This is a genomic window from Collimonas arenae (assembly GCF_001584165.1).
Classification (GTDB): domain Bacteria; phylum Pseudomonadota; class Gammaproteobacteria; order Burkholderiales; family Burkholderiaceae_D; genus Collimonas; species Collimonas arenae.
In genome coordinates, this window is sequence record NZ_CP013233.1 from 1,733,942 (window position 1) to 1,757,583 (window position 23,642).

The 23,642-nt window shown below is 57.0% G+C and carries 22 protein-coding genes, 1 tRNA gene and 5 pseudogenes; 20 read left to right on the top strand and 8 right to left on the bottom strand.

What is annotated here, in order from left to right:
- The 6 genes and pseudogenes from CAter10_RS08220 (at position 1) to CAter10_RS08245 (ending at position 4,306) form a co-directional block, all read left to right on the top strand.
- Complete coding sequence (locus CAter10_RS08220) at positions 1 to 327, top strand: hypothetical protein (protein WP_061533044.1); 327 nt, start codon at positions 1 to 3, stop codon at positions 325 to 327.
- Positions 327 to 560 (top strand): recombinase-like helix-turn-helix domain-containing protein, encoded by a 234-nt coding sequence (locus CAter10_RS08225; RefSeq protein ID WP_061533045.1) that lies wholly within the window; start codon positions 327 to 329, stop codon positions 558 to 560. Before CAter10_RS08220 ends, CAter10_RS08225 begins: the two co-directional genes overlap by 1 nt.
- Before the next feature lie 27 nt (positions 561 to 587).
- Positions 588 to 1,624, top strand: a pseudogene (locus CAter10_RS08230) (Rieske 2Fe-2S domain-containing protein).
- A 4-nt stretch (positions 1,625 to 1,628) separates the two neighbouring features.
- On the top strand, positions 1,629 to 2,039 hold the full coding sequence (locus CAter10_RS08235; RefSeq protein WP_061533046.1) for a RidA family protein: 411 nt from the start codon (positions 1,629 to 1,631) through the stop codon (positions 2,037 to 2,039).
- 12 nt (positions 2,040 to 2,051) lie between these two features.
- Positions 2,052 to 3,002 (top strand): PDR/VanB family oxidoreductase, encoded by a 951-nt coding sequence (locus CAter10_RS08240; protein ID WP_061533047.1) that lies wholly within the window; start codon positions 2,052 to 2,054, stop codon positions 3,000 to 3,002.
- A gap of 218 nt (positions 3,003 to 3,220) precedes the next feature.
- Entirely contained in the window at positions 3,221 to 4,306 is a 1,086-nt protein-coding gene (locus tag CAter10_RS08245) for a porin (RefSeq protein ID WP_061533048.1), read from the top strand.
- A gap of 65 nt (positions 4,307 to 4,371) precedes the next feature.
- Here CAter10_RS08245 and CAter10_RS08250 read toward each other — a convergent pair whose 3' ends face one another.
- The 5 genes and pseudogenes from CAter10_RS08250 to CAter10_RS08265 all read right to left on the bottom strand — a co-directional run bounded on the left by CAter10_RS08250 (position 4,372) and on the right by CAter10_RS08265 (position 9,838).
- Positions 4,372 to 5,607 (bottom strand): VirK/YbjX family protein, encoded by a 1,236-nt coding sequence (locus CAter10_RS08250; RefSeq protein ID WP_061533049.1) that lies wholly within the window; start codon positions 5,605 to 5,607, stop codon positions 4,372 to 4,374.
- Between the two features lie 149 nt (positions 5,608 to 5,756).
- Complete coding sequence (locus tag CAter10_RS23445; protein ID WP_236905508.1) at positions 5,757 to 7,073, bottom strand: TonB-dependent siderophore receptor; 1,317 nt, start codon at positions 7,071 to 7,073, stop codon at positions 5,757 to 5,759.
- A gap of 407 nt (positions 7,074 to 7,480) precedes the next feature.
- Positions 7,481 to 8,293, bottom strand: a pseudogene (locus CAter10_RS24200) (STN domain-containing protein); the annotation flags it as partial.
- Between the two features lie 66 nt (positions 8,294 to 8,359).
- Positions 8,360 to 9,307, bottom strand: a complete 948-nt coding sequence (locus tag CAter10_RS08260; protein WP_061533050.1) for a FecR family protein — start codon at positions 9,305 to 9,307, stop codon at positions 8,360 to 8,362.
- Positions 9,308 to 9,316: 9 nt separating this feature from the next.
- Positions 9,317 to 9,838, bottom strand: a complete 522-nt coding sequence (locus CAter10_RS08265; RefSeq protein WP_061533051.1) for a sigma-70 family RNA polymerase sigma factor — start codon at positions 9,836 to 9,838, stop codon at positions 9,317 to 9,319.
- An 862-nt stretch (positions 9,839 to 10,700) separates the two neighbouring features.
- Between CAter10_RS08265 and CAter10_RS24505 the strand changes: the two are divergent.
- The 7 genes and pseudogenes from CAter10_RS24505 to CAter10_RS08300 all read left to right on the top strand — a co-directional run bounded on the left by CAter10_RS24505 (position 10,701) and on the right by CAter10_RS08300 (position 17,689).
- Positions 10,701 to 13,265 (top strand): annotated as a pseudogene (locus CAter10_RS24505) (TonB-dependent receptor).
- A 107-nt stretch (positions 13,266 to 13,372) separates the two neighbouring features.
- Positions 13,373 to 14,592, top strand: a pseudogene (locus tag CAter10_RS08275) (helix-turn-helix domain-containing protein).
- Positions 14,593 to 14,638: 46 nt separating this feature from the next.
- Positions 14,639 to 15,324 (top strand): annotated as a pseudogene (locus tag CAter10_RS08280) (Vgb family protein).
- A 63-nt stretch (positions 15,325 to 15,387) separates the two neighbouring features.
- Complete coding sequence (locus CAter10_RS08285) at positions 15,388 to 16,164, top strand: DUF899 domain-containing protein (protein WP_061533052.1); 777 nt, start codon at positions 15,388 to 15,390, stop codon at positions 16,162 to 16,164.
- A gap of 31 nt (positions 16,165 to 16,195) precedes the next feature.
- A complete protein-coding gene (locus CAter10_RS24225) occupies positions 16,196 to 16,468 on the top strand; it encodes a hypothetical protein (RefSeq protein WP_335340208.1) in 273 nt (90 codons plus the stop codon).
- A gap of 62 nt (positions 16,469 to 16,530) precedes the next feature.
- Positions 16,531 to 16,746 carry a hypothetical protein gene (locus tag CAter10_RS24230; RefSeq protein WP_335340209.1) on the top strand — a complete coding sequence of 72 codons (216 nt, stop codon included), beginning with the start codon at positions 16,531 to 16,533 and terminating at the stop codon, positions 16,744 to 16,746.
- 301 nt (positions 16,747 to 17,047) lie between these two features.
- The gene (locus CAter10_RS08300) at positions 17,048 to 17,689 is read left to right on the top strand and encodes a LysE family translocator (protein WP_061533054.1); all 642 of its coding nucleotides are present in this window, start codon (positions 17,048 to 17,050) and stop codon (positions 17,687 to 17,689) included.
- Between the two features lie 115 nt (positions 17,690 to 17,804).
- On the opposite strand, the gene CAter10_RS08305 is transcribed toward CAter10_RS08300, so the two are convergent.
- Both CAter10_RS08305 and CAter10_RS08310 read right to left on the bottom strand, forming a co-directional pair.
- A tRNA-Ala gene (locus CAter10_RS08305) sits at positions 17,805 to 17,880 on the bottom strand.
- Between the two features lie 100 nt (positions 17,881 to 17,980).
- Positions 17,981 to 18,649 carry a phosphoribosyltransferase gene (locus CAter10_RS08310; protein ID WP_061533055.1) on the bottom strand — a complete coding sequence of 223 codons (669 nt, stop codon included), beginning with the start codon at positions 18,647 to 18,649 and terminating at the stop codon, positions 17,981 to 17,983.
- A gap of 149 nt (positions 18,650 to 18,798) precedes the next feature.
- On the opposite strand from CAter10_RS08310, the gene CAter10_RS08315 reads away from it, so the two are divergent.
- A complete protein-coding gene (locus CAter10_RS08315) occupies positions 18,799 to 19,134 on the top strand; it encodes a DUF5335 family protein (protein ID WP_061533056.1) in 336 nt (111 codons plus the stop codon).
- A 44-nt stretch (positions 19,135 to 19,178) separates the two neighbouring features.
- Here CAter10_RS08315 and CAter10_RS08320 read toward each other — a convergent pair whose 3' ends face one another.
- On the bottom strand, positions 19,179 to 19,616 hold the full coding sequence (locus CAter10_RS08320) for a universal stress protein (protein WP_061533057.1): 438 nt from the start codon (positions 19,614 to 19,616) through the stop codon (positions 19,179 to 19,181).
- A gap of 217 nt (positions 19,617 to 19,833) precedes the next feature.
- Here CAter10_RS08320 and CAter10_RS08325 point away from each other — a divergent pair, with 217 nt between their 5' ends.
- The 6 genes from CAter10_RS08325 to CAter10_RS08345 all read left to right on the top strand — a co-directional run bounded on the left by CAter10_RS08325 (position 19,834) and on the right by CAter10_RS08345 (position 23,593).
- The gene (locus tag CAter10_RS08325) at positions 19,834 to 20,490 is read left to right on the top strand and encodes a GntR family transcriptional regulator (protein ID WP_061533058.1); all 657 of its coding nucleotides are present in this window, start codon (positions 19,834 to 19,836) and stop codon (positions 20,488 to 20,490) included.
- Positions 20,491 to 20,501: 11 nt separating this feature from the next.
- The gene (locus tag CAter10_RS08330; protein WP_061533059.1) at positions 20,502 to 20,978 is read left to right on the top strand and encodes an OsmC family protein; all 477 of its coding nucleotides are present in this window, start codon (positions 20,502 to 20,504) and stop codon (positions 20,976 to 20,978) included.
- Positions 20,979 to 21,073: 95 nt separating this feature from the next.
- Positions 21,074 to 21,373: a Dabb family protein gene (locus CAter10_RS08335; protein WP_061537104.1), complete on the top strand. Its 300-nt coding sequence runs from the start codon at positions 21,074 to 21,076 to the stop codon at positions 21,371 to 21,373.
- A 138-nt stretch (positions 21,374 to 21,511) separates the two neighbouring features.
- A complete protein-coding gene (locus CAter10_RS08340) occupies positions 21,512 to 21,904 on the top strand; it encodes a nuclear transport factor 2 family protein (protein ID WP_061533061.1) in 393 nt (130 codons plus the stop codon).
- Between the two features lie 279 nt (positions 21,905 to 22,183).
- The gene (locus tag CAter10_RS21870; protein WP_082797839.1) at positions 22,184 to 22,492 is read left to right on the top strand and encodes a DUF1272 domain-containing protein; all 309 of its coding nucleotides are present in this window, start codon (positions 22,184 to 22,186) and stop codon (positions 22,490 to 22,492) included.
- Between the two features lie 327 nt (positions 22,493 to 22,819).
- Complete coding sequence (locus tag CAter10_RS08345) at positions 22,820 to 23,593, top strand: SDR family oxidoreductase (RefSeq protein WP_061533062.1); 774 nt, start codon at positions 22,820 to 22,822, stop codon at positions 23,591 to 23,593.
- Positions 23,594 to 23,642 lie beyond the last annotated feature (49 nt).

Sequence of the window (23,642 nt, forward strand, 5' to 3'; positions counted from 1 at the left end):
ATGGCCGCTAAAACAGAAACCATGTTGCTGACCGTGCTGCTCAAGCACGATCAGTCGAAGAACCTGGAACAAATCCAGGCGCATATGAAAGAGGTCGATTGGTGGGAACGTTTTCCGGTCGAAGGTTCGCGCGTGGTGTCGTGGACGGTGGCGATGGGGCTGGGGCAGATCGTTACCCTGGAACTGCCGCCGGCGCTGCTGCCGCTGGTCAATGTCGAACTCGAGCGCAGCGCCTGGGGCGTGTTTCGTACCGAATGTTATCCCACTTACGATTTTGTACCTGTGCGTGAGCGTATCCGCGAACGCGTAAAAAATGGAGGCCAGTAATGAGTGAATCAAAGCAAGACGTCTATCTCAACCCGCACCAGGCGCGGCGGCGCCCGCCAACCCAGTATGAGGATTTGCTCGGCGACGCCATCGAGCGTGCGTTTGCAGCAGGTGTCCATGATCTGGCAGGGCTGGTGGCGCACCTGAACCGGACCGGACCGGGCTGCCCCTCCAACGACGGCGTCTGGACCGAAGCCTTGTATCAAGAAGAAATCGCAAGACTGGCTGCGTAAGCAGGCCAGGCATTCAGGAGAACAGTGATGAGAACAATAGCCAATGATCCGGTAGAAGCGGTACTCGCCGTTGGATTGAAAGATTTGTGGTATCCGATTTGCCCATCCGAATTCGTCGCCGAGCGTCCGGTCTCGCTGCGCCGTCTGGGACGAAAATTCGTCATCTGGCGCGAAGCTTCCGGTAAATTGCATGCGCTGGAAGACCATTGCCCGCATCGCGGCGCGCCGTTGTCGATGGAATCGCCCTGGGTGATCGTATCGCTTGCGGCTACCACGGCGTGCAGGTGCGCTTCGACGGTGTGGTCACCAGCGTGCCCGGCAGTCCCGGCTGCAAGCTGGAAGGCGCGAAAGCGACGCGTTCCTTTCATGTGCAGGAAGCCTGCGGGGCGATCTTCCTCTACAACTCCAGCGTTGATGTCGACCAGCCGCCGCCATTGCAGCTGCCGGAAGAATTGACTAGCGACGAGTACTCTAACTTCCTGTGCTACACCGAATGGAAGGGCGGCTACCGCTACGTGACCGACAACGTCATGGATCCGATGCACGGTACTTTCCTGCATAAACAATCGCACTCGATGGCCGAAGGCGATAACACGGCGACGTTCCGCGTACGTGAAACCGATATTGGTTTCGTGTTTGAAAAGGAAGGCCAGCGCGGCGTCAATTTCGACTGGACCGAATGGGCCGACACGGGTCTGCAATGGATGCGTCTGGCGATTCCCTATCCGAAAACCGGCGGCCCTGGCGGCAATTTCTTCATCATCGGCAGCTATACCCCGATCAGCGATAACGTCGCTGCGGTGTTCCACTGGCGTTGCCGCAAGCTGAGCGGCTGGCAGCGCGATACCTGGCGTTTCCTGTATCGCAATCGCCTGGAGGCCCGCCATTGGGCCGTGCTGGAGCAGGATCGGGTGGTGCTGGAAATGATGGAACCGGACGCTAACCAGCGCGAGATGTTGTATCAGCACGATATGGGCATCGTCCGTTGGCGCCGTCACATGCGCAACCTGGCCAAGGAACAGCTGGCCAGGGAAGAGGCGGCGACGCCAGTGAAGGCGGGGTAAACCCATGCCCGCCGTGCGTCATGTGCAAACCGACAAGGTGGCCGAATCGGCCGCCGCTACCTGGTCCAATTGCCTGGTGATCGGCAATGAAGTCGCGATGTCCGGCATGACCGCGCATCCGGCTTCGCGCCAGGCCTCGCTCGATACTTATGCGCAGACGCTGGTGGTGCTGGGCAAGATACGTGATCTGGTGGAAGCCGCAGGCGGCACGCTGGGCAGCATCTACAAGCTGGTGATTTATGTGAAGGATATCGACGACAAGGATGAAGTCGGGCGAGCACGCCGTGCCTTCTTCAAGGCGCCGTATCCATGTTCGACATTGGTGGAAGTAAGTGGCTTGGTGTTTCCTGAATTGACGGTCGAGATCGACGCTTTCGCGCGGCTCGACATCGATCTGCAACAGGCCGTCGTCTAGTTTGAGGTTTCTATGAGCAATTCTCTGATTTCGGTTCGCGTCCAAGCCATGCGCTATGAGGCAAAAGGTATTGTCAGCGTGGAGATGGTGGCGCCTGACGCTGCCGAACTGCCACCGTTCGAGGCTGGCGCGCACATCGATCTGCATCTGGGCAACGGCATCGTGCGTAGCTATTCATTGTTGAATGCGCCGACCGAACGTCATCGCTACGTGGTCGGTGTGCTGAACGATCGCAACAGCCGCGGCGGTTCGCGCTATGTGCATGAGCAGTTGCGGGTCGGTTCGGAGATGACGATTTCTGCGCCGCGCAATAACTTCCAGCTCGACGAAGCGGCCAGTCATTCGGTGCTGATCGCCGGCGGCATCGGCATCACGCCGATCTCCTGCATGCTGAATCACTTGCGCAGCCAGGGAAAATCGGCGGAATTGCTGTATTGCGCCAGGTCGCGTGCCGAGGCTGCGTTCAGTGCCGCGTTGCTGCAGCAAAGTGGGGTAGCCGGACATTTCGACGACGAACAAGGAGCGCCGCCCGACCTGCGCGCCTATTTGGCAAGCAAGCCGAAGGACGCGCATTTCTATTGCTGTGGTCCGACGCCCATGCTCAATGCATTCGAGACCCTATGCGCCGAACTGGATTTACCGAACGTGCATATCGAGCGTTTTGCCGCTACCGAAAACGTCGAAGCAGTGCAGAGCGACGAATACGTGGCGGAACTTGCGCGCAGCAAAAAAACCATTTCAGTGCCGGCCGGGAAGTCACTACTGGATGCGCTGCTGGATGCCGGTTTGGATGTAGAGCACAGTTGTCGTGAAGGTGTCTGCGGCGCGTGCGAGACCAGAGTGCTGGAAGGCGAACCGGAACATCGCGATGGCGTACTCAGCAAGAGCGAGCGCGCCTCGAACAAGATGATGATGGTTTGCGTCTCGGGCTGCAAAGGCAAGCGCTTGGTACTAGACCTGTAGTACGCAAAAAAATGAAGACCCGTGATTACTCCGGGTATTTTTTTGGCGCAATGAATTTTATGGAACGTTGATTCGTATATAAAACAAATCAGACTCAATCAACGAGCCACAGGCGGCAGCTTGATGTCGCCATATCAGACACATCTCGTAAGCGCGGGGCATATGAGGACGGTGGACACGGTCAAGGCCGTGGTTATTCGAAGGAGGGGAGAAAAGTCATGAAGAAAATAGTGATTGCGATGGCAGTAAGCGGATTGTGCGCAGGTGCGTTTGCTCAAAGCAACGTAACGATTTACGGTAGCCTGGATGCCGGTGTTGCTTATGTTAACAACTTGGGCGGTAATTCCGTGGTGCGGCTGGATCAGGGCACGATGCAACCAGACCGCATCGGTTTTCGCGGTAGTGAAGACCTGGGTGGCAATATGAAGGCTAACTTCCAGCTGGAAAGCGGTTTCTACACGGATACCGGTGCGCAGCCGTCAGCCGGCAAGTTGTTCAATCGCATGAGCACGGTCGGACTGTCAGGCGATTTCGGCGCGGTGTCCATGGGACACATGCCGGACATCGTGTTCGATTACGCCGGAAAATTCAGCAACGGCTATCAACTGACCAACTGGTACCTGTTCCATCCCGGGAACCTGGACAGCCTGGCCAATACCTTCCAGTTCGACAACGCGGTGCGTTACACCACGCCGACTTTCTCTGGCCTGCAATTGAGCGGCATGTATGGTTTCGGTGAAGTGGCAGGCAACAATAGCAAGGGTCGCAACTTGAGCGCTGGCGCCAACTACTCGAACGGCCCGCTGCGTGCGGTGCTGGCGTATTCGAAATTGAACGACAGGCCGGCAGGTTATGCCGGCGCTTTCCTGGGCAGCGTGGGTCTGGGCAGCGCCGCCACCGTGTTCAATAGCCTGACCACAATCGCTGCAGGGGTTGGCTACACAATTGGCGACGTGCGTCTGAATACTCTGTACACGCAGACCAAGATCGCGTTGCCGACCGCGATGTCGCCGAAACAGAAGAATGTCGATCTGGGGGCAGCTTGGCATTATGCAGTAGCGGATACGCTGAATCTTGGCTATAGCCTGTCCAAGCTAGAGGGCGCGCGCTGGAATACGGTCAGTTTGAGTAATGTGCATGCATTGTCGAAACGCACAGAACTGTATGTGCAGGCCGCTTATCAGCGCGCCGGCGGCGATGCGAAATACGCAGTGATGAATGGTACCGGCGCGGGAGGCAGCACCGGTGTCTCCGGCGGTTCCAGCCAGCTGGTGACTACGGTCGGAATGCATCACTCATTCTAACGACAGCCGGTTCGCATGCGATGGGGCATGCGAACCGAACATCAGGGTGATTTCGCCGATAAAAATCAAACTCGACCGCCGGAAAAGCCATTCATTGCGGCTCGAATGGCACACTCCGTCAGTTCAATCCGTCTTCTGGCTTCCGAGCGCTTATGCGAAGCAATACTGGCAAGGTCAGGGGGCGGAATTTTGTCGCAGCAGATCTGGTAATCGCCATCAGGACGGACGGTGGCGCCGATTTCCTGCCAAAAATCGTCATAGTTGGCGAGAACCTTTCCCGTGCGGACTTGATGGAACAGAACTCGATTTTGATTCCCCACCAGAATCAGGTTTTTACATCCATAGGCATGCCCGATTTCCCTTACCAGGCGCACCATCAGGCTTTTCGGTCGCAAGCCGAACATGTCGCGCGTGGCGCTGCGCACCCGTTCCTGTTTATCGACACCGCGCGGTCCTTGCAGGCAGCCGATTCCGATACTTGGCGTCAAATTGTCCTGGTGGAAAGTAAACGCGATCGAGAACAGATGCTGCCGATCGCCGCAGAGCATTAGGGTCAGCTCACCCTCTCGGTCAAGCGTGGCAACTGATGCGAGCTGAATATCGTAGACAGTTCCGGATTTCCCAATGAAGCTGCCGAGCGATACTGGCGCGGTGCTTGCGCACAGGACCAGCGCGTCGAGACCTTGTTGAAAAATGAAATCGTAATGATTCACCAGCAAATTCAGCCGGTCTTGACGATCTGACAGCCGTAGCGATTGGTACGGGCGATATATTTTTTGCAACAGTCGAGGAGTGGCTTTGGCCAGTTGGATGCGCGCTGGCGTTGCGCTCCAATAGCCTAGCCAACTCTGGGTGACCTGGCGTTGCGTCATGCCCCGGAAGGTGAGTTTGATGCGCTTTGCCAATCGTGAGAGGCCCGGGCGCGAATGGGCTAGGCAGGTGTATAACGTCACGCGCGTTGAATTGCCCGCTTGTGCACCCGCATGCGAAGCCCATGGCAGTGCGAGGAAATATCGCAGTTTGAGAAAGACTTTCAGACTTTGCGCGTGCAGGTAGGAGAGCGCGGTTTCTCTATGGCCGCTGCCAACGCTCGTGGATGAAGCATTGTGTGGCTTCGACGCAGAGGCGGCGAGCGTCGGCATCCACATCTGGATACGAGTCGGGATATTGGAGAGCGCGGATAGAATCAGGAAAAAAGTCGGGACTGCACAGCCCAACCACACGGATTCCACGTCCGCAAACAGCAAAGGGAACAGCGCAATCGAGGGCAGCGCCCGCCTGTAATCAGATTTGAAATTCATAGCCATATCAGAGCAAAGAGATATTTATCGGACCTATCTGCTCTGTATGTGCAACGGCAAAGAGAAAATGACGCTCTGTTACAAATTATTTTTTCATTCGGTGCCGGCAGTCATGGAATTTGCAGGCCGCCAGGAGATATCGACGTCGGTCAGAACTCGAAAGTATTGGTCAGCAGCAGGGTGCGGGTTGGTTCTACGCCGACCGTAGATGTGGCGAAGTCGCTGTAGAGGCGGCGATTGAAGAGGTTCTTGATGCCAAGCGTAGTCGACCAGTGTCTTGATTTGTAATAGATACTGGCATCGGTGCGCGTTTGTCCGGCGATGTGACCAAGCACGCCGGTGTCCGGCACTGCCGTATATCCGCTACGCGCCGTGAGTCCCAGACCCAGCCCCCAGCCGCGCCAGGCCTCCGACTGAAAATCATAGGTGGTCCACAAATTGGCGCGATGCCGCGGAAACTGCGAGATTTCCGGGTCCTGGCCTGGTGGTTTGGCGTATTGAAAGGCGATGTAGCTGTAACTTGCCGTCAAATTCCAGCCGGGCATCAACCGTCCCGCTATGTTCAGCTCGAGGCCGCGGCTGATCGTTGACGGCAGCAGTACGTAATCGATATAGGTTGACGCAGTAGTTTGTGTCCCCACGGCTTGCAGGACGTTGGTGTGGGTTGCCCGGAAAACTGCGGCGGAGAATGTCATGCGCTTGTTGAGCAGATCAAGTTTGATGCCTATTTCAGCCGATCTACCGGTCGTCGGAGGAGCCACAATCACGCCTGGCGGACCGCCATTCAGGGTTGCATCCAGGACGGTATTGCCCGGCGTGAAGCTACGGAAGGTGTTTGCATACAACGCAGTATTCTCGTTCAGCCGATAGGCAACGCCAAGGTTATAGACCGGAGCGTTCTTGGGCGGAGAGGTGTCATGTTCTACGCCGTTACTGTCGGTATCGGTAGAGAAGTTATTTCGTTCCTGCTCATAACCGACGTTGGCCAGCACATGCCAGCGACCCCAGGTAACCTGGTCTTGCAGGAAAAAATTGGTGTAGTAGAACGTGTCGTCGGTGGTGATCAGGTTTTGCGGGCCGGCTACTGGCGGCAGCTGCAAGTCGGATGGCGGCCAGGGGACAATGACGCTGCCTGACGCACTCACATCGTTATATGATCCCAGCCGTGTCTGGCCATAACTCATGCCGGCCAACAGCGTGTGGTGCAACGGCCCGGTTTGAAATGTGCCGCGCACGCTGTTTTCGATGTTGCGGGTGTAGCTTGTGATATTGGCGAGATCAACAGAGCAAATGCCGCTGGTTGCGCCAATATCAAACTGGAAGCAACTGTCATATCCCGCCGCGTCATAGCGCAGCTTGGTATATTGTGCCTTGCTGAGGAACGTCCAGTTTGGCGACAGGCGTTGTTCAAGATCGTAAAAAAGCTCCGTTTTTGCGGCAAAGCTGTGGTCGTCAGGCCGCCCCAAGGCGAGGTGTGCTGATCCGCTCCGGCGCCTTGTGCCGTCAGTTCAGTACTCTGGTAGCCGCCAAACGGCAGACGGCTGATCTGGTGACTGAAGCCGGTAACGATGCTGGTTCCGTCATGCTTGTAACCTATCGACGGCGCCAGGTAGAGTTCGCGCGCACCATCGTAGCCATCGAATGTACGCTTGTCGTCGGTGGCGGAGACAACGGTACGGTAGGTCCAGCGTCGATCTGCCGATAGGCTCCCGGCCAGATCGAACGATGCGCGCCGATGGCCGTCGTTGCCGACATCCAGCGTCGCCTCCCGGATCGCGTTTGCCTGCGGCCGCTTGGTGAGGATGTTGACGGCGCCGCCTGGCTCCATCGGCCCACCGGCAATGATGGAGTCGGCGCCACCAAGCACTTCCACGCGCTCAACCGCCGCGATTGGCACATCTAATGAGGTGATTGACCATGAGCCTGATGCCCGGCCATTGGTCACATTGGCGAGTGAAACCAGGTCGGCCACGCCGTTCTTCATGATCGGCGCGACAAAACCTCTGACGTAGAGGGTGCTGGCCTGGTCAACGCCGTTGCCGCGCGCGAACGAGACCGCGCTGACATTGCGCAAGGAGTCGACAACCGATTGCGTCTGTTGGCTCTCCATCAGATCCGTTGTCACCCCTTGGATTGATTGGGGAATGTCGGCCAACGGCGTATTGGTGCGCGTGGCGGATCGGGTGTCGCGAATGATGAAGCCGGTGTCATGGTAGCCGTGGTAGGTCTCCGTAGAATTGGTGACGACGACGGGTGGCAGTACTGACGGCTCTGGTTCAGGCTCAGGTAAGACGCTTGGCGCCGACAAAATTTCTGGCGCCGTTGGCAATGTCGTTTTGACTGCGGCGCGGCGTACGCCAAATGAGCCGTCGGGATTGGCAATGGCCTCCAGGCCGGTTCCCTGCATGGCCTCGCGCAGTGCATCTTGCACAGTGAAGCTGCCGTTGACCCCGGCAGACTTCAACGATCCTACCAAGGTCGGATCGAACAGGATGATGCCTCTGACGGATTTGGCAATCGCCACGAGTACCTGCTCCAGCTGACCAGCAGGGATATTGAAGCTGCTTTTGGCCGGCTGGGCCGCTGCGGCGAATGCGGGAATCGACCAAACAGACGTAGCAGCAACTACCAGCACAGAGGCGGCAAGGGGAGACATCATGACACTGGCGGTACAGCGATATCGCATGGTGATCGGGAAGGAAAACTGGGTTGGGCAATCTGCCGACTGTCGCGGTCAACGGCGCCGGAGTGGCTATGCCTGCGCGGAAATCGTGACCCAGTAAGGTGTAAAGCGGGCCACCGCAACGGGCAGGGTGGCAGCCAGCGCATTGAGCGCATGATCGCTATCGTCTAACGGAAACGCACCGCTGACCCTGAGTTGCGCTACCGCCGGGTCCACTCGGATCACGCCGCGTCGATAGGGGCGCAAGGCGCCAACCACATCGATCAACGGTTCGTTAAATGCCGTGTAATAGCCGTCGACCCATGAATTTTCGCTGCCACGATTGCTCTGCACGGAGGCAATTGCATTGCGGCTGAACCAGGTATGCTGGCCCGGCTGCAGCTGTCCGCTCTGGCCATTCTGCGTCGCCAAGTTGGCCAGCGACTGCAGGGAAACGACCTCTGTGCGTTCTGCCAGTGAACGGACCAATAACGTGCCGCTCAAGGTACTTGCACTGCCAAACGCCGTTTCTATTACGAACGGACGTTGTGCCAAAGAGGCCACCCGGACTTGCAATTCGCCTTCCGTCAACCTCAACAAGCGGCGGCTCTGGTCTATCCATCGATCGGCAGAACTGCGCGCATTCAATGTCACGACACTGCCGTCTTCCAGGGTGAAAATCTGGCGCTCGCCGGTGCCTGTGCGCAAGTCGGCATTCATGCCCAGGATCGGCGTCACCTGATTCACAAGGACTGCCGCGCCGACGCTCAAGCCAGCGAGGGCTGCAATCCGTTGCAAGGCCTTGCGACGATCTTTGCGCTGCTGCAATGTGAGGCGCAATACTTCGGTTGTCGCTCCCAATTGGCGTGGCACATCAAATTGATGCACCGACTTTGTCAAATTGGTAAAGGCTATTTCGTGGCGTGCATCTGCCGCACGCCAATGCTCAAAGGCCGCGCGATCGGCGCTGGTGAAATCCGGGAGCTCCAGCCGGAGCATCCAATCAATTGCTTGCTCGACGATTTTTTCTTCGTTCATGGTCAAGGCTCAGGCAAGAGGCGCAAAAGAGCCGGCCTTGTAGCATTGCAGGAGTCCCTTCGCCACGTATCTTCTGGCGACACTCGCCGATATGTCCAACTGCAGTGCGATTTCCGGATAGGTCAGGCCATCGAGCTTATATAGCAGAAACGCGGCGCATTCTCGGCGAGACAGCCCGGCCAATGCGCGGTCCATGGCACGCAAGGCTTCCAGCAACTGCATTTGATCCTCGGGTGAGCTTGCATATTGCTCGTTGCTGAGGTGTTCGAGAGCTTGCAGGCAGGCTTGTTCAAGATCGCGCCGGCGCCATATTTCGTAGACGATGCGCTGCGAGATGGTTGTCAACAACGCTTTAGGTTCACGGATGTGTTGCGCAATCGGCGCCGCCAGCAATTGCGCGAAGGTTTCGGCCGCCACGTCATCGGCAGCAAACGTGTCGCCGACGCTACGGCGCAGGCGAGCCCGCAGCCAGTTGTGATGGGCAACGAAGATGGCCTCGATATTATTCGCGTCAATTGATGAACTGGTCACAATGGCATTCCTGTCATATCTGAACTAGCAGCCCATTACTTCATGGGATAAAACCTGCAAAAAACAGCGGCCACGCAATGTATCAACGCCAATGCCCATCCAAGCGTAGTAAAAGCCTCACGCGCCTGCACAACCCATGTTGAGGCGATCGATCATGTGAATGTTATTTATTGTACGTAGTTGCTTATTTGGCAATTGTCGTGCTTCCCGCAAAGCGACATAGCAACCGCGCCATATTCTATCCCTATATTTCTGGTGGTGTCGCCTAATGTAACTTATTGTACAAATAAAAACAGATCAAAATATTAACTATCCCGATGTGAAAATTTCCATTTTTTTCGCTCGGATATCTCGCGCACGACACTAAGGCAGGTTGCATAAAACGAGGATGTTGTTTTGTCGGGGGGCTTCAGAGTCGTAGGGCGGCCCGATTTCTGTCCACGCTGAATTCACTCATCGAGCGTTCGACGTTCCGCTTGGGCACAGCTGCCCATCCCACCAGTTCTCGCAAATAAATTTGCGCTTCAGGAATTTGTCAGGGTTTTCTCAGGATGCCTTCAGGATTGGCGCATATGCTCGGCACCGATGTTCATTGGTGCCAGTTGCTGATCTCGTGATTCCCATGATTCGCCAAATCCCGGTTCCGTGCTGCCTGCACCACCGGTTGTTGCCGACGCGATGAGACATCACCGTTCAGGCTCATAACAGACCCCATAAACATCCAATAGAACTCACTCACGTTTTTATATCCCGTATCAGCAAATAATTTGAAAAGAAAAACATGACTCGCATCAAAAAAATCTCCTGTAAAGCAGCGGCACCGCTCACCAACGCTGTATCCGATATCACCAAATCGGCCAATATGGCCATGGCTTTAAAAGGAATCGCCTGGACCGAGTTGGCAGTGTTGGCAGCGTTTTCAACTCCTGCATTCGCGCAGAGTCAGCCTGCCGGACCCGTGGACTCGGCATACGTCAGCGCTGACGCGGAGTCGTCGGGTAGCGATGCGGTTCCAACAAACCGGGTCGAAGTGACGGGCTCTATGATCCGCAGCGCAGACAAGACCGCATACAACCAGGTCCAGGTGGTGAAGGCGAGTGAGATTCAGGATAGCGGCGTTGCGACAGTGGCCGATTACCTGCGTCAGATGAGCGTCAATTCAGGAAGTAGTTACAACGAGAGCACCGTCCTCAATCAGTCGCCCGGGGCAACGGGCATTGCGCTGCGCGGGCTGAGCGTGAAATACACGTTGATGCTGGTGGATGGCCAGCGCGTTGCGCCTTACGCCTTTCCATCAGGTGGCACCGACACCTTCTCCGATCTCAATACTTTGCCGCTGAACATGATCGACCGCATCGAGATCGTCAAGACCGGCGCGGTGTCGCAGTATGGTTCGGATGCCATCGCCGGCGTCGTCAATGTCATCACCAAGAAGCGTTACGAGGGCCTGCAGATTGATGGGAACCTCGGCGGCGCGCAGCGGGGCGGCCAGGGAACGACCAACTTCAGCGTGCTGGGTGGCTTCGGCGATCTGCATGAGGATCGATTCAATGTCACAAGCGCGCTGAGCTACCTTCGCGAAAGTGGTGTGTCGTTGGCGCAGCGAGACATCACAAAAAACCAAAATTACCTTGGCTTGAGCGGCGGCTTCTTCGCGCAACCAAGTTCTTCTGAATGACGCCGGATGGTCCGCAGGCGCTGGCTACCTGCGGACCCGGAGCGCAGCTTACGTCGGCAGAAAACAATCTGCAGACCAAATCCCCCGGCACGGTCTGCTCGCAGAATGGCGCCAGTGCACAGTCACTCGCGGCGCAGGTCGAGCGCACCAGTTTAAAAGTGCACGCCGATTTCCGAATCAGCGCTGACACGCAGGCTTTTGCAGACGTATGGGGGAGTCACAATACCACCAGGCTTGCTTCGGGGCAGGCTGGCTTTGGTCCCAATGCGCTGGTGCCGTCGCTTTACTCTTCCCCGGGAACAGGCTTCGCTCCGTTCGCACCGACTGTCGGTGGAAATGCATTGTCCTATTATTTCCCGACCGCCCAGGCCGTGGATACGACTTCCAATTTTTATCGTATTTCGGGCGGACTAAAAGGCTCGTTTGACAGCGCGTATCTCGGCGATTGGGATTGGCGGCTTCCTACGGGCACTCCCAAAGCGACGTGACCAATGCCTATACCAATCAGATCAACGCCTCGGTGGTCCAGAATTATCTCAATGGCGTGACGATGAACACGTTTAGTCCTACGACATTCAATGCCTTGCCGGGCCTGTTTGGCACATCCAGCCCCACCGCCAAGTCAGCGCTCGATACGCTGGACGCAACGGTGTCGACAGCGAACCTGTTTAAGATGCCCGCCGGGGACGTGGGGTTTGGACTGGGGCGCAATTCCAGCATCAGAGCGAATACGTCGGTTCCGGTTCCACCGATTTTGTGAATCCGATTACCCTGGCGGTCAATGGCCAGCGCAATATCGCCGCGGCGTACTACCAGCTTGACATTCCACTGTTGCACAGCCTGTCGTTTAGCCAGTCGGGCCGGTATGACCATTACAACGACTTCGGCAGCGTATTCTCCCCGCGCTTTGCGCTGCGCTTTCAGCCAACACGGTCACTGACCATGTACGCTTCGTATGACCGTGGTTTCCGCGCACCGACGCTGCTTGAACTCGACGCCAAAGGAAGCGTGACCTACCAGGTCGTCAACAACCAGAACGTCAATGAGTATTTTGTCGGCAATCCAAACCTGCAACCCGAGCGTACCAAGAATTACAACCTCGGGTTCCAGTGGTCGCCGAGCCATAATACGGACTTCGGTCTTGACTGGTACCGGATCGACGTCAACAACGTGATCAGCCAGGTAGACATTCAGTCGCTGGTTAACGCCAACCCGGGACAGCCGGTCTATTCGCTACCCTATGCGAACATCTCATCCCTGAATACCGAAGGGTTTGAAGCGACCTTCAGGCAGGCGCTGCCGACCCGGATCGGAACGGTTGCGTTGTCGGGCGATTGGGCCTACGTGTGGCACTTCAGAATACCCGGCATCGCTCCGTCCGATTTTGCCGGCAACAACGGTGCCAACAACACGGTGTTTGGCGGCGCACTTCCACGCTGGAAGGGGAATACCAATCTGAGCTGGGCAAATAATCAATGGACCACAACGCTGATCTGGCAATACACCGGCCCCTATCAGCAAGTGATTAACGTTCCGGGCGCCAGCGCATCGTCATACAGTCAGTTCAATCTGTCCGCCAGCTATGCCAGATCCAAGCATTGGAAACTTTATGCAAGCATCAACAACCTTTTCAACCGTGTGCCGCCGTATGACCCGGTATGGACCTCCACTTACCGTGGGTATTATGATCCATCGCTGTACACATACATCGGCCGTTACGCGCAAATCGGCGCGACGTATACGTTCTGACGATTGATCCGATTGGCTAGGGTGCCACGGCGGAACCACTTCCCCGACCGCATAGATCGAATCCGATCACATGGCCGGACATCAGTTCGGCGGTGTATCCTGTCGCCATGGATTCCCTGATCGCAGCCTCCGCGCGTGCGCTCGCCGCCGGCGACGTGCTCGGCGCCCTCAAACGGGTTGCCCTGCGCGACGACCCGCCGGCGCTGGCCTTGCGCGGCATCGCCATGGCCCAGCTCGGCGAGCATACGCGCGCCCGCGAACTCCTGCGGCGCGCCGCCCGTGGCTTCGGCGCCCATGAGGAACTGGCACGCGCGCGTTGCGTTGTCGCCGAGGCCGAGGTGGCACTAGCGGTACGCGATCTCAGCGGTTCGCCGCGTTCGCTGACGGCGGCCTTGAGCACGCTGGAGGCGCACGCCGATCACGCCAATGCGCTGCAAGCGCAGCTCATCGCAGCGCGTAGATTATTGCTGCTTGGTCGTCTCGACGAAACCGAAGAAGTATTGTCCCGGCTTGATGCGCGCGGCCTGCCGCCATCACTGACGGCAGTCGCCGAGTTGACTGCGGCGGAGCTGGCGCTACGCTCGTTGCGCGTCGATGCCGTACGGGCGGCGCTCGCCCATGCCCACGATGCGGCCATGCGTTCAGGCGTGCCTGCGCTCCTGGCTGAGGTGGCGGAGGCGCGTACCGCGCTCGATCGTCCCGCGGCTCGGCACATTTTTGCCGGTGGTGAGCGGGCGCTGCGCCTTGATGAAGTCGCGGAGCTACTAGCTTCGGGCGCGCTGGTTGTCGATGCCTGTCGTCGCGCGATGGGTAGCGGTTCTGTGTGGCGCTCGCTGGCACGGCGGCCGGTACTTTTCGCGTTGGCGCGTGCGCTCGCCGAGGCGTGGCCTGGCGATGTTGACCGGGAGGCGTTGATCGCCTGCGCATTCCATACGCATTATCCCAATGAATCACATCGAGCCCGCTTGCGAGTGGAGATTGGCCGTCTGCGTGCACTCGTCACGACGCTGGCTGGCATCAAGGCTAGCGCGCGCGGTTTCGTTCTCAAACCATTCGATGGCGGTAGCGTGGTGTTGCTGGCGCCGCCGATTGACGGCGACCAGGCAGCGCTGGAGGCACTGCTTGCCGACGGTGCGGCCTGGTCGACCTCGGCCCTGGCACAGGCACTGGGGCCAGCCAGCGCACTGTCCAACGGGCGCTGGCAGAACTTGAATCCGCCGGACGGGTGCGCTCAATCGGGCAGGCCCGGGCGCGTCGCTGGCTGGCGCCGCCGCTGGCAGGATTCACGACAATCTTGTTACTCCCTACCGCGTTGCAGATGGAATAAAGTTGTCTTGCAGCGCCGATACGAGGCGCATCACAAGGAGCCAGCGATGACCAGAAATCTCAGCAAGATCGGCAAAGACACCTCCACAGCAACGGCGCAAGCGGCCGAGATCGTGCGCGAATATGGGCCTTTCGTCGGCGCCGATAGCGTGCACGGCGTGACCTACGACGGCAAGCGTGTCTGGGCTGCCACCGGGGCGAGGCTGATCGCCTTCGATCCCGAAAGCGGCGCGCCCGCGCGCACGCTAGATCGTCCTTGCGATGCCGGTACCGCCTTTGATGGTACCTATCTCTATCAGATCGCCGAGGAGCGCATCGACAAGATCGATCCCGCTAACGGCAACGTTTTGGCGTCGATCCCGGCGCCTGGCCACGGCTTCGATTCGGGCTGACCTGGGCTGAGGGAAGTTTGTGGGTGGGGCAGTACCGTGATCGCAAGATACACCAGATCGACCCAACGACCGGCGCCATCATCCGCACCATCGAATCCAATCGCTTCGTCACCGGCGTGACCTGGGTCGATGGCGAACTATGGCACGGGACGTGGGAAGGCGAGGAGAGCGACATCCGGCGCATCGACCCGGGCAGCGGTGCTGTACTTGAACGGCTGGAGATGCCGCGCGGCGCCGGCGTCAGCGGGCTTGAGTCCGACGGAGCAGGGCTCTTTTACTGCGGCGGTGGCGGCAGCGGCAAAGTACGCGCAGTGCGTCGTCCGAAAAGGGCGAACTCGTGAGGGTATGTCGTCGATCCATTCATTGAATAACCTCGAACGGCTGTATAAGCCAAGGAGTACATCATGAACACCACTATTGCAGAAACACATGCCCGGAATCATCCCATCGTCTCCAGCGATCACTGGCTGAGCGAACGCAAGACGCTGCTGGCGCGCGAAAAGGAACTGATGCGCCTGCACGACCAGATTGCCCGCGAACGCCGCGCGCTGCCCTGGGAGCATGTCGAGAAGAATTACATCTTTGACACAGCCGAGGGGCAACGCACGCTGTCCGAGTTGTTTGGCGGCCACCGTCAGTTGCTGGTGCAGCATTTCATGTTCGGTCCTGGGTGGGAGCAAGGCTGTCCGAGCTGCTCTTTCATGGCGGACCATGCCGACGGCATGAACGTGCACTTGGCGCAGCGCGATATCGCGTTGGTCGCCGTCTCGCGCGCATCGCTGGCCGAGATCGAACGCTTTCGCGAGCGCATGGGCTGGCAGTTCAGGTGGGTGTCGTCGCATGACAGTGATTTCAACTACGACTTCGGTGTCAGCTTCAGGGCGCAAGAACTGGCCAAAAGCGAGGTCTATTACAACTACGTCGTGCAAAGTTTCCCGGCCGAGGAAGCGCCCGGTATCAGTGTCTTCTATAAGGATGATGCGGGGCGGATTTTTCATACCTACTCAACTTACGGCCGTGGCGTCGAGGTCATGATGGGCGCCTACAACCTGATCGATCTTACACCCAAGGGACGCAACGAGAACGACGTGCCGAATAAAATGGAGTGGGTGCGCCACCATGATCGCTACTTGCCGGAGCAGGGCAGCGCGACCGCTTCATGTTGTCACGTGCACCCCTGAAGTGTGAGCGGCGCGGGCGCGTGAGTACATCATGTCGAGTCTTTGGCCTTGGTTGGCGGTAGCGGGGCTGGGTGCCTTTCACGGACTCAATCCTGCTTCTGGCTGGCTGTTTGCCGCCGCCTGGGGCGTGCGGTCGCGTGATCGGCAGAAGGCGCTGCGGGCCTTGATTCCTATCGCGGTTGGGCATTCGGCATCAGTTGGGTTGCTGGCCGCTGCGGTGGCGCTCGGGCTGGTGGAGGGCGGGGCGTGCTGCAAGTTCTGGCGGGGCCGTTGCTTGTCATTGTCTTGCTGCATTATCTATTGAGCCGCCAAGCCAGGCGAGTTTCGACGGCAGGTCACGTCGGCTTGGCGCTCTGGTCGTTCATGATGTCCACCGCACACGGGGCCGGATTGATGCTGGTGCCGGTGCTCATCCCGCTTTGCATGGCAGATACGCCGGCTCGCGAGATCACTGCATCCGGCTCACTATTCCTGGCGCTGGTCGCCGTGGGTGTGCATACCGTAGCGATGCTGGCGGTCACCGGCGTGATCGCCTCGCTGGTTTGCCGCGGGTTCGATGTCCGCGGCCGTTTGTTTCATTGACACGTTACGCAGTGGAATGCTGTCCAGGCAATTTTTCCGGCATGGCTCCATGTCGGTCAGGAGTTGATGTTGAAAATGCATCGGACTTGTGTCTGTGCCAGGCTTGCCAAGGCCTGAGCGAAAATACAGCCAGTACGAAACAGGCGGCTGTCCGAGAGAATCCTTGCCGTTACGCTATAATCCAAGCGCCATGCGACCTGCTTTTTTGCATCGATCTCGGCTGCGGCCGAATAATCGTTTCTTGCGAGGTCGATGCTTACAAATTTCAACTTGCCCCGTCGTTTGTGACAATTTTCTATCCATGAATCCTCATACCTGGTTTACCTTTTTTGCCGCCTGCTGGCTGATTGCCATTTCTCCAGGGTCCGGCGCAGTGTTGTCCATGTCGCATGGTCTGTCATATGGCGTAAAGAAAACGTCGGCTACCATCGCTGGCCTGCAAATAGGATTGTTGCTGATCTTGTTTGTTGCCGGTGCCGGAGTCGGCTCCATTTTGTTGGCGTCGGAAACCATGTTCACCGTGGTCAAGACGGTTGGTGCCCTGTACCTGATCTATCTGGGATTGAGCCAGTGGCGTGCAAAGGTTGACACGTGTGCTTTGCAGCGTCCGGAGCCAACGGTGCGCGCAACGCCGCCCAGCGTGCGCAAGCGCATGCTGTTGGGATTCATGACCAATGCAACCAACCCGAAAGGGATCATCTTCATGGTGGCGGTGCTGCCGCAGTTCATCAGCGCCGATGGCCCCTTGCTGCCGCAGTTAATGATACTGGCGATGACCATGTGCACGGTGGATCTGATGGTGATGCACGGCTACGCCTTTGCCGCGTCGACGATGCAAGGCTATTTTCGCGATGCGCGCGCAGTGAAGAAGCAGAATCGGTTTTTCGGCGGCGTATTGATGGCGGTCGGCACTGCATTGTTTTTTGTTAAGCGTGGCGCGTAGGTCTGGCATTGCATTATTGGTGAAAATATATTCCTTTGTGGAAATGGCGGCTCCGATATCGTCGTCAGCGGGAAGTGGCCGGGAGTCTAATTCCTGAGATGGAGATAGGAGTGAATGGTGGAGCGGATGAGGATCGAACTCACGACCTCTGCATTGCGAACGCAGCGCTCTCCCAGCTGAGCTACCGCCCCGAACGTTCATCATAGTCCGGAGTGCCGGACCATGCTGGCAGACCTTCAAGCCTTGCTTTCGTCTACGGTCGCTGCCGTCGATGCGATTGATCTGTAGGATTCATGCCTGCGTCCCCGCGTTCCCGCCGTTGTGGCGACGGGAAAATATCCTGATCACTTCCTCATCTTCGACCTGTCTGAAGTCCCGATAGAATTGCCCAACTGCGAAAAAGCCGCTGGGAGCGTACAGGCACAGCACTTTGTCAGCCAGTGGCTTTACCTGTTTCAAGCTTTCCGGCGCTGCGACTGGCACCGCACAGACCAACTCGGCCGGTCGCCTGGCGCGGACAGTATGCAATGCGGCGATCATGGTGGCGCCGGTTGCCAGTCCATCGTCGACAATGATGGCGATCCGGCCGCCGGGGGCGATGGTGTGCTTGTGCGGCGTATACAGTTTGCGGCGTTGCCTCAGTACGTTGAGTTGCCGCGACTTTTCTTGTTCCAGGAAGGCGTCTGTTCCGGCGAGTTCGTCCGAAAAGGGATCAAGATAAACCCAGCCCGTCTCGTCGATGGCGCCGATCGCGCATTCAGGATTGAAAGGCGCACTAAGCTTGCGCACCAGCACGATATCCAGCTCACCGTCGAGCAGCTCGGCGATCACTTTTCCCATGGGCACGCCACCTCTGGGGATGGCCAATATGAGCGGATTGCGGCCTTTGTATTCAAGCAAATGAAAAGCCAGTATTTCAGCGGCTTCTATGCGATTTGCGAAAGTGCGTAATGTATCCACGATCTAGCGGATAGGAAAGGTCGATGCCATTGGATTGATACAGAATCTCTGATAAAGCGGATACTCATCTATGTTCTGACTATCGTTTCGAGGCATCATCAACTTACTTCACGTTAGCAGATAACTGGATAAATTGAAGGAGAGCGGCCATGGTTTTCACCCATCTTGAGAAAACGGCCTGGCATGACTATTTTCACAACATGTCGGCAGTGCTGGAAGGAAAAAGCGCCGAAATCGAAGTCGGCTTGCTGTCCATCGGCAACCAGGTCGAGGTGGAGTGGTTGCCCTTGCTCGGTATTGTTTATGACGGCGCGAACGACACGATTGAAATCATGCTGGAAGGAATCGGCCATCTGATCCACAAGCCGAAGGAGGTGCTGGTTGAGCAGCATTTGGATCGGCTGGTCCGGCTGGAGGTGATCGACAGTGACGATTTTCATCATCTGGTTAATTTGCGGGATCCGCTCATGCTGCCGGCGGCTTGAGACTGATGTTTAAGCTGTCCGGTGTCAGGGCAGTTGCATGCCGTTTAACGAAATATCAGGACCGGTTTCTTGCTATGGGTCAGCACCTTCTGTGTTTCCCCGGCGGCAAAGATGCCTCTTACCCCTTTCCTGCCATGTGAAGCCATGGTGATCATGTCACAATCGTTTTCCTCCGCCACCTGGATGATCGCTTCGTATGGATGATTGCTGACGACATACCGGGTGTCACATTCGACGCCTGCCGCTTGCGCCGCCGTTTTGATCTCGTCGAGGAGTTTGACGGCCTGCGCGACCCCTTGCTGGTCGAACTGTTCCTTGGTCTCCGCCAAGGTGAGTAGTTGACGGCTGAATACATGATATTCCGGAATGACATGCACGCCAGTGATCCTGGCGCTGGTTGCCTTGGCAAACTGGATGCTTTGCCGAATCGCCGATTCGGAGGCTGCGGAACCATCTGTCGGCAGTAGAAGATGCTTGAACATTTTCTTCTCCTCGAATTGTGTTTTCAATGCGACAAGATTGTCTTGCGAAGGCTTTGTTGTCTTTTGCGAAAAGAGTTGGTTCTGTCTAAAGCATATGAGGTATATGGGAAAAAGCCAGTGAGTGAATTTCACGCTCGTGGTCTGTTGCTGGTGACTTGCTGGTTAAGCGGCGAAGAGTTATTTGACACTGCTATTATAGATTGGATACAATTATCCAATGTCAAATATTACAGCTTCAGCCTCTACCTCTGCTGGCATCATCGCGGCTCGCCTGCGCGACGATATCAATGACGGCCGCTGGCCGGATGGCGCCGCGCTGCGCCAGGACGAGTTGGCGACGCTGTATGGCGTCAGCCGTATTCCGGTGCGCGAAGCCCTCAACCTGTTGCGTGACGATGGCTTGGTGGTGATCGAGCCGAATCGTGGCGCTTACGTCACCAGGTTGCGCGTCGCTGATGTTGAGGAGATATTCGATTTGCGTATCCTGCTGGAGGCCGATGCGCTGGTCCGCGCGATTCCCGCCCATAGCCGCAAGACGCTGGTGCTGATCGAGGCCATACAGGCGCAGCTTGAGCTGGAAGACGCCAAGGCGGCCTGGATCCAGAGCGACCGCGCCTTTCACGAAGCACTGTACGCGCCGTCCGGCCGTCCTCAAACACTGGCATTGATCAGCAAGTTGCGTACAAGGGTGGAGCGCTACGGCTTGTCCAAGCTGCGTCCAGGCTCGCGGCGCGAAGGATGGGCGAGTGAGCATCGACAATTGCTTGCCGCGGTGACTGCTGGCGATGCCGAGGAAGCGGTCAAGGTACTGACCATGCATTTGCAGGAAACTTGTAGTGCCGTGTGTGCGGCGCTAACGCTAACGCAAACCTGAGGGAGGAGAGCATGTCCAGTCATATCGCCACTGTCGAGTGGCAGCGGTCGGGGGCAGTATTCATCGATAATCGCTACAGTCGCGCTCATCAATGGCAATTCGATGGCGGTGCGGTAGTGCCGGCGTCGAGTTCGCCGCACGTGGTCAAGGTGCCATTCTCCGAGCCTGCCAATGTCGATCCCGAGGAGGCTTTCGTGGCCTCGTTGTCGAGCTGCCATATGTTGTGGTTCCTGGGGCTGGCGGCGAATGCCGGTTATGTGGTCGACAGCTATGTCGACCAGGCGCGCGGACACATGCAGCGCGCGGCAGATGGCAAGAGCTGGATCGCGCTGGTCGAATTGCTGCCGCAGGTGGTGTTTTCCGGCGCCAAGATACCGGACGATGCGGCAGTGGCAAGCTTGCACCATAAGGCGCACGAGGAATGCTTCCTGGCGCGTTCCGTCAAAAGCGAAATCCGGACTGAGGGCAACTGGCGCTATCAGGCCTGATGCATCGAAGACAATTACGATACTGCTGACGATCTTCGCCAACCGCGGCTTTTGAAGACATATCGGAAAAGATGCTACGCACAGTCACACATCCAATGAAAATACGGCACCTGGTTCTTCTGCGTTTCAAACAAGATACCCCGGCAAGTGAGCAAGCTCACTGCATGCGCGACTTTGCCGGGCTTGCCGATTTGATCGAAGGCATTGTCGGTTTCGAACACGGCGCCAACATAAGCCCGGAAGGATTGGATAAAGGCTATACGCATGCTGTGACCATCACGTTTGCCAGCCAGGCATTCCGGGACGCGTATCTTGATCACGTCGCGCACCTGGCTTTTGTGGCCCGGCTGAAGCCCTGGCTCGATGAGGTTTTGGTGTTCGATTATGGCATTTGATGGATAGCGATGCGCCGATCCTGTCACCCCTCTGCGGGTACGCTGGGTTGTAGCCTTAACAGGATCAGTTCGCAGATCGCCGTTATTAAACGAGTACTGAATCGATAAAGCACGTTATTCAGCGTCAGCGGAAATCATATGGAACCCACTCGAATCACAGAAATGCGGCTGATGACCGTGCAAGACGAGCTGTCGGCCCGAGAACCCATTTTCCATCGGCCTGAGCATGGAACAACGCGTGCCGACTTCGAGAGGATGATGGACGCAGAGTTTTGGGAGGTAGGTGCATCTGGACGCCGTTACAGTCGAGCTCACGTCCTTGCCATCCTCGAAGAGCGATATGCCACGTCAATCGACGAGCATTGGGAAACGCGAGACTTCTTCTGCCAGGAAATCGCGCCTGATACCTATCTGTTGACCTACACACTATTGCAGGAGTCCAGAACCACCCGCCGCGCTACGCTTTGGCGACGCGTCGCTGGAGGATGGCGCATTGTCTACCACCAAGGAACAATCGTTGAGCCGTCGTAGGAATTGGACGCATTGCATTGACAAGAGGCGGTGAAGCCGTCGATGCGTTGAGATGATGAGTATCGTTTTTCTGAGAAACATTGAAAGCAATCGGCTGATAATCCCGTGCCGAAACCTGGCTTGACGAATGGCTCAGTTCTGCCAAGAGGAGGCATCTGAGTGCTGGGTAAAATTGATATTTCTTTGCAAATATTTGTGCGTAACACAATGAATGTTTTTCCATAATCAGGCTATACGACTATTGTTTCCCAAGTAAATTAGCTGTCATAAGAGGACACCATGCTTGAACTCAGACCCACCTGTGAACACTGCAACAAATCATTACCTCCCGATTCGCTTGAAGCACGCATTTGCAGCTACGAGTGCACGTTTTGCGTAACGTGTGTCGATAACATTTTGGAAAATGTTTGTCCTAACTGTGGTGGTGGTTTCGTCTCTAGGCCGGTCAGACCATCGAAAAATTTAAAAAACAACAATTTCCTTGGCAGGAATCCTGCGAGCACCCTGCCCACGCATAGACCGGTTGACCTTGAAACTCATGCTCTATTCGCGGCTGAAATCAAAACAATACCGGCCGAAAAGCGATAGCTGGCCAGAATTGATGACGGGCCGTCGGAAGTGCCGCTTCTTCGGTGAATGACCGAACGGAGGTGGATTGTGCCGTCGCTACCTGTTCAAAACGACCGCAAACGGTCAGTCGCGCACCCGATCAATTCGTCGGCAGGTGTGCGAGGAACAGTTCCATCGACCGCCCCTTGAAGAGGTAGATTTCGCGGCCGGCATCAACGCAGTGAGGATTTTAAATCCGCACCATTAGACAGTTTTTTTGGATAGTCCATCCAGGTAGACCGGGCTGATCTTTGCGATGCTGCCGCGTAGACTCGAATCTCCCGTACACTATTCAAGGAGATTTCCATGGCAGATCATTCTATTAAAGGTAAGACGGTTCTCATCGCGGGTGGAGCAAAGAACCTTGGTGGTTTGATTGCCCGTGATCTTGCGCAGCAAGGCGCCAAAGCCGTAATCGTGCATTACAACAGTGAGAGCAGTAAAGCAGAAGCAGAGGCAACCGTTGCCGCAGTCAAGACGGCGGGAGCTCGGGCAGTGGCCATCCAAGCCGACTTGACGACGGCTGCTGCCGTAGAAAAACTATTTAATGATGCCATTGCTGCGGTTGGCAAGCCCGATATTGCTATCAACACCGTCGGCAAGGTGCTCAAGAAGCCGATGGCCGAAATCAGCGAAGCTGAATACGACGAAATGACGGCGGTCAATTCCAAGACGGCTTTCTTCTTCCTCAAGGAAGCCGGCAAGAATCTCAATGACAACGGCAAGATCTGCACGGTGGTGACGTCGCTGCTTGGCGCATTCACACCGTTCTATGCGGCCTATGCCGGCACCAAGGCTCCAGTTGAACACTATACCCGCGCGGCATCCAAGGAGTTCGGTGCACGCGGTATCTCGGTGACAGCAGTTGGCCCGGGGCCTATGGATACACCATTCTTTTACCCCGCCGAAGGCGCCGATGCGGTGGCTTACCATAAGACGGCCGCAGCACTCTCGCCATTCAGCAAGACCGGCCTGACCGACATTCAAGACGTGGTGCCTTTCATTCGTCACTTAGTAAGCGACGGTTGGTGGATCACCGGTCAGACGATCCTGATCAACGGTGGCTACACGACGAAGTAGTTGGGTATCACTAGCTTCATCGATGACGGCATCGTTTTGTCGATCAACT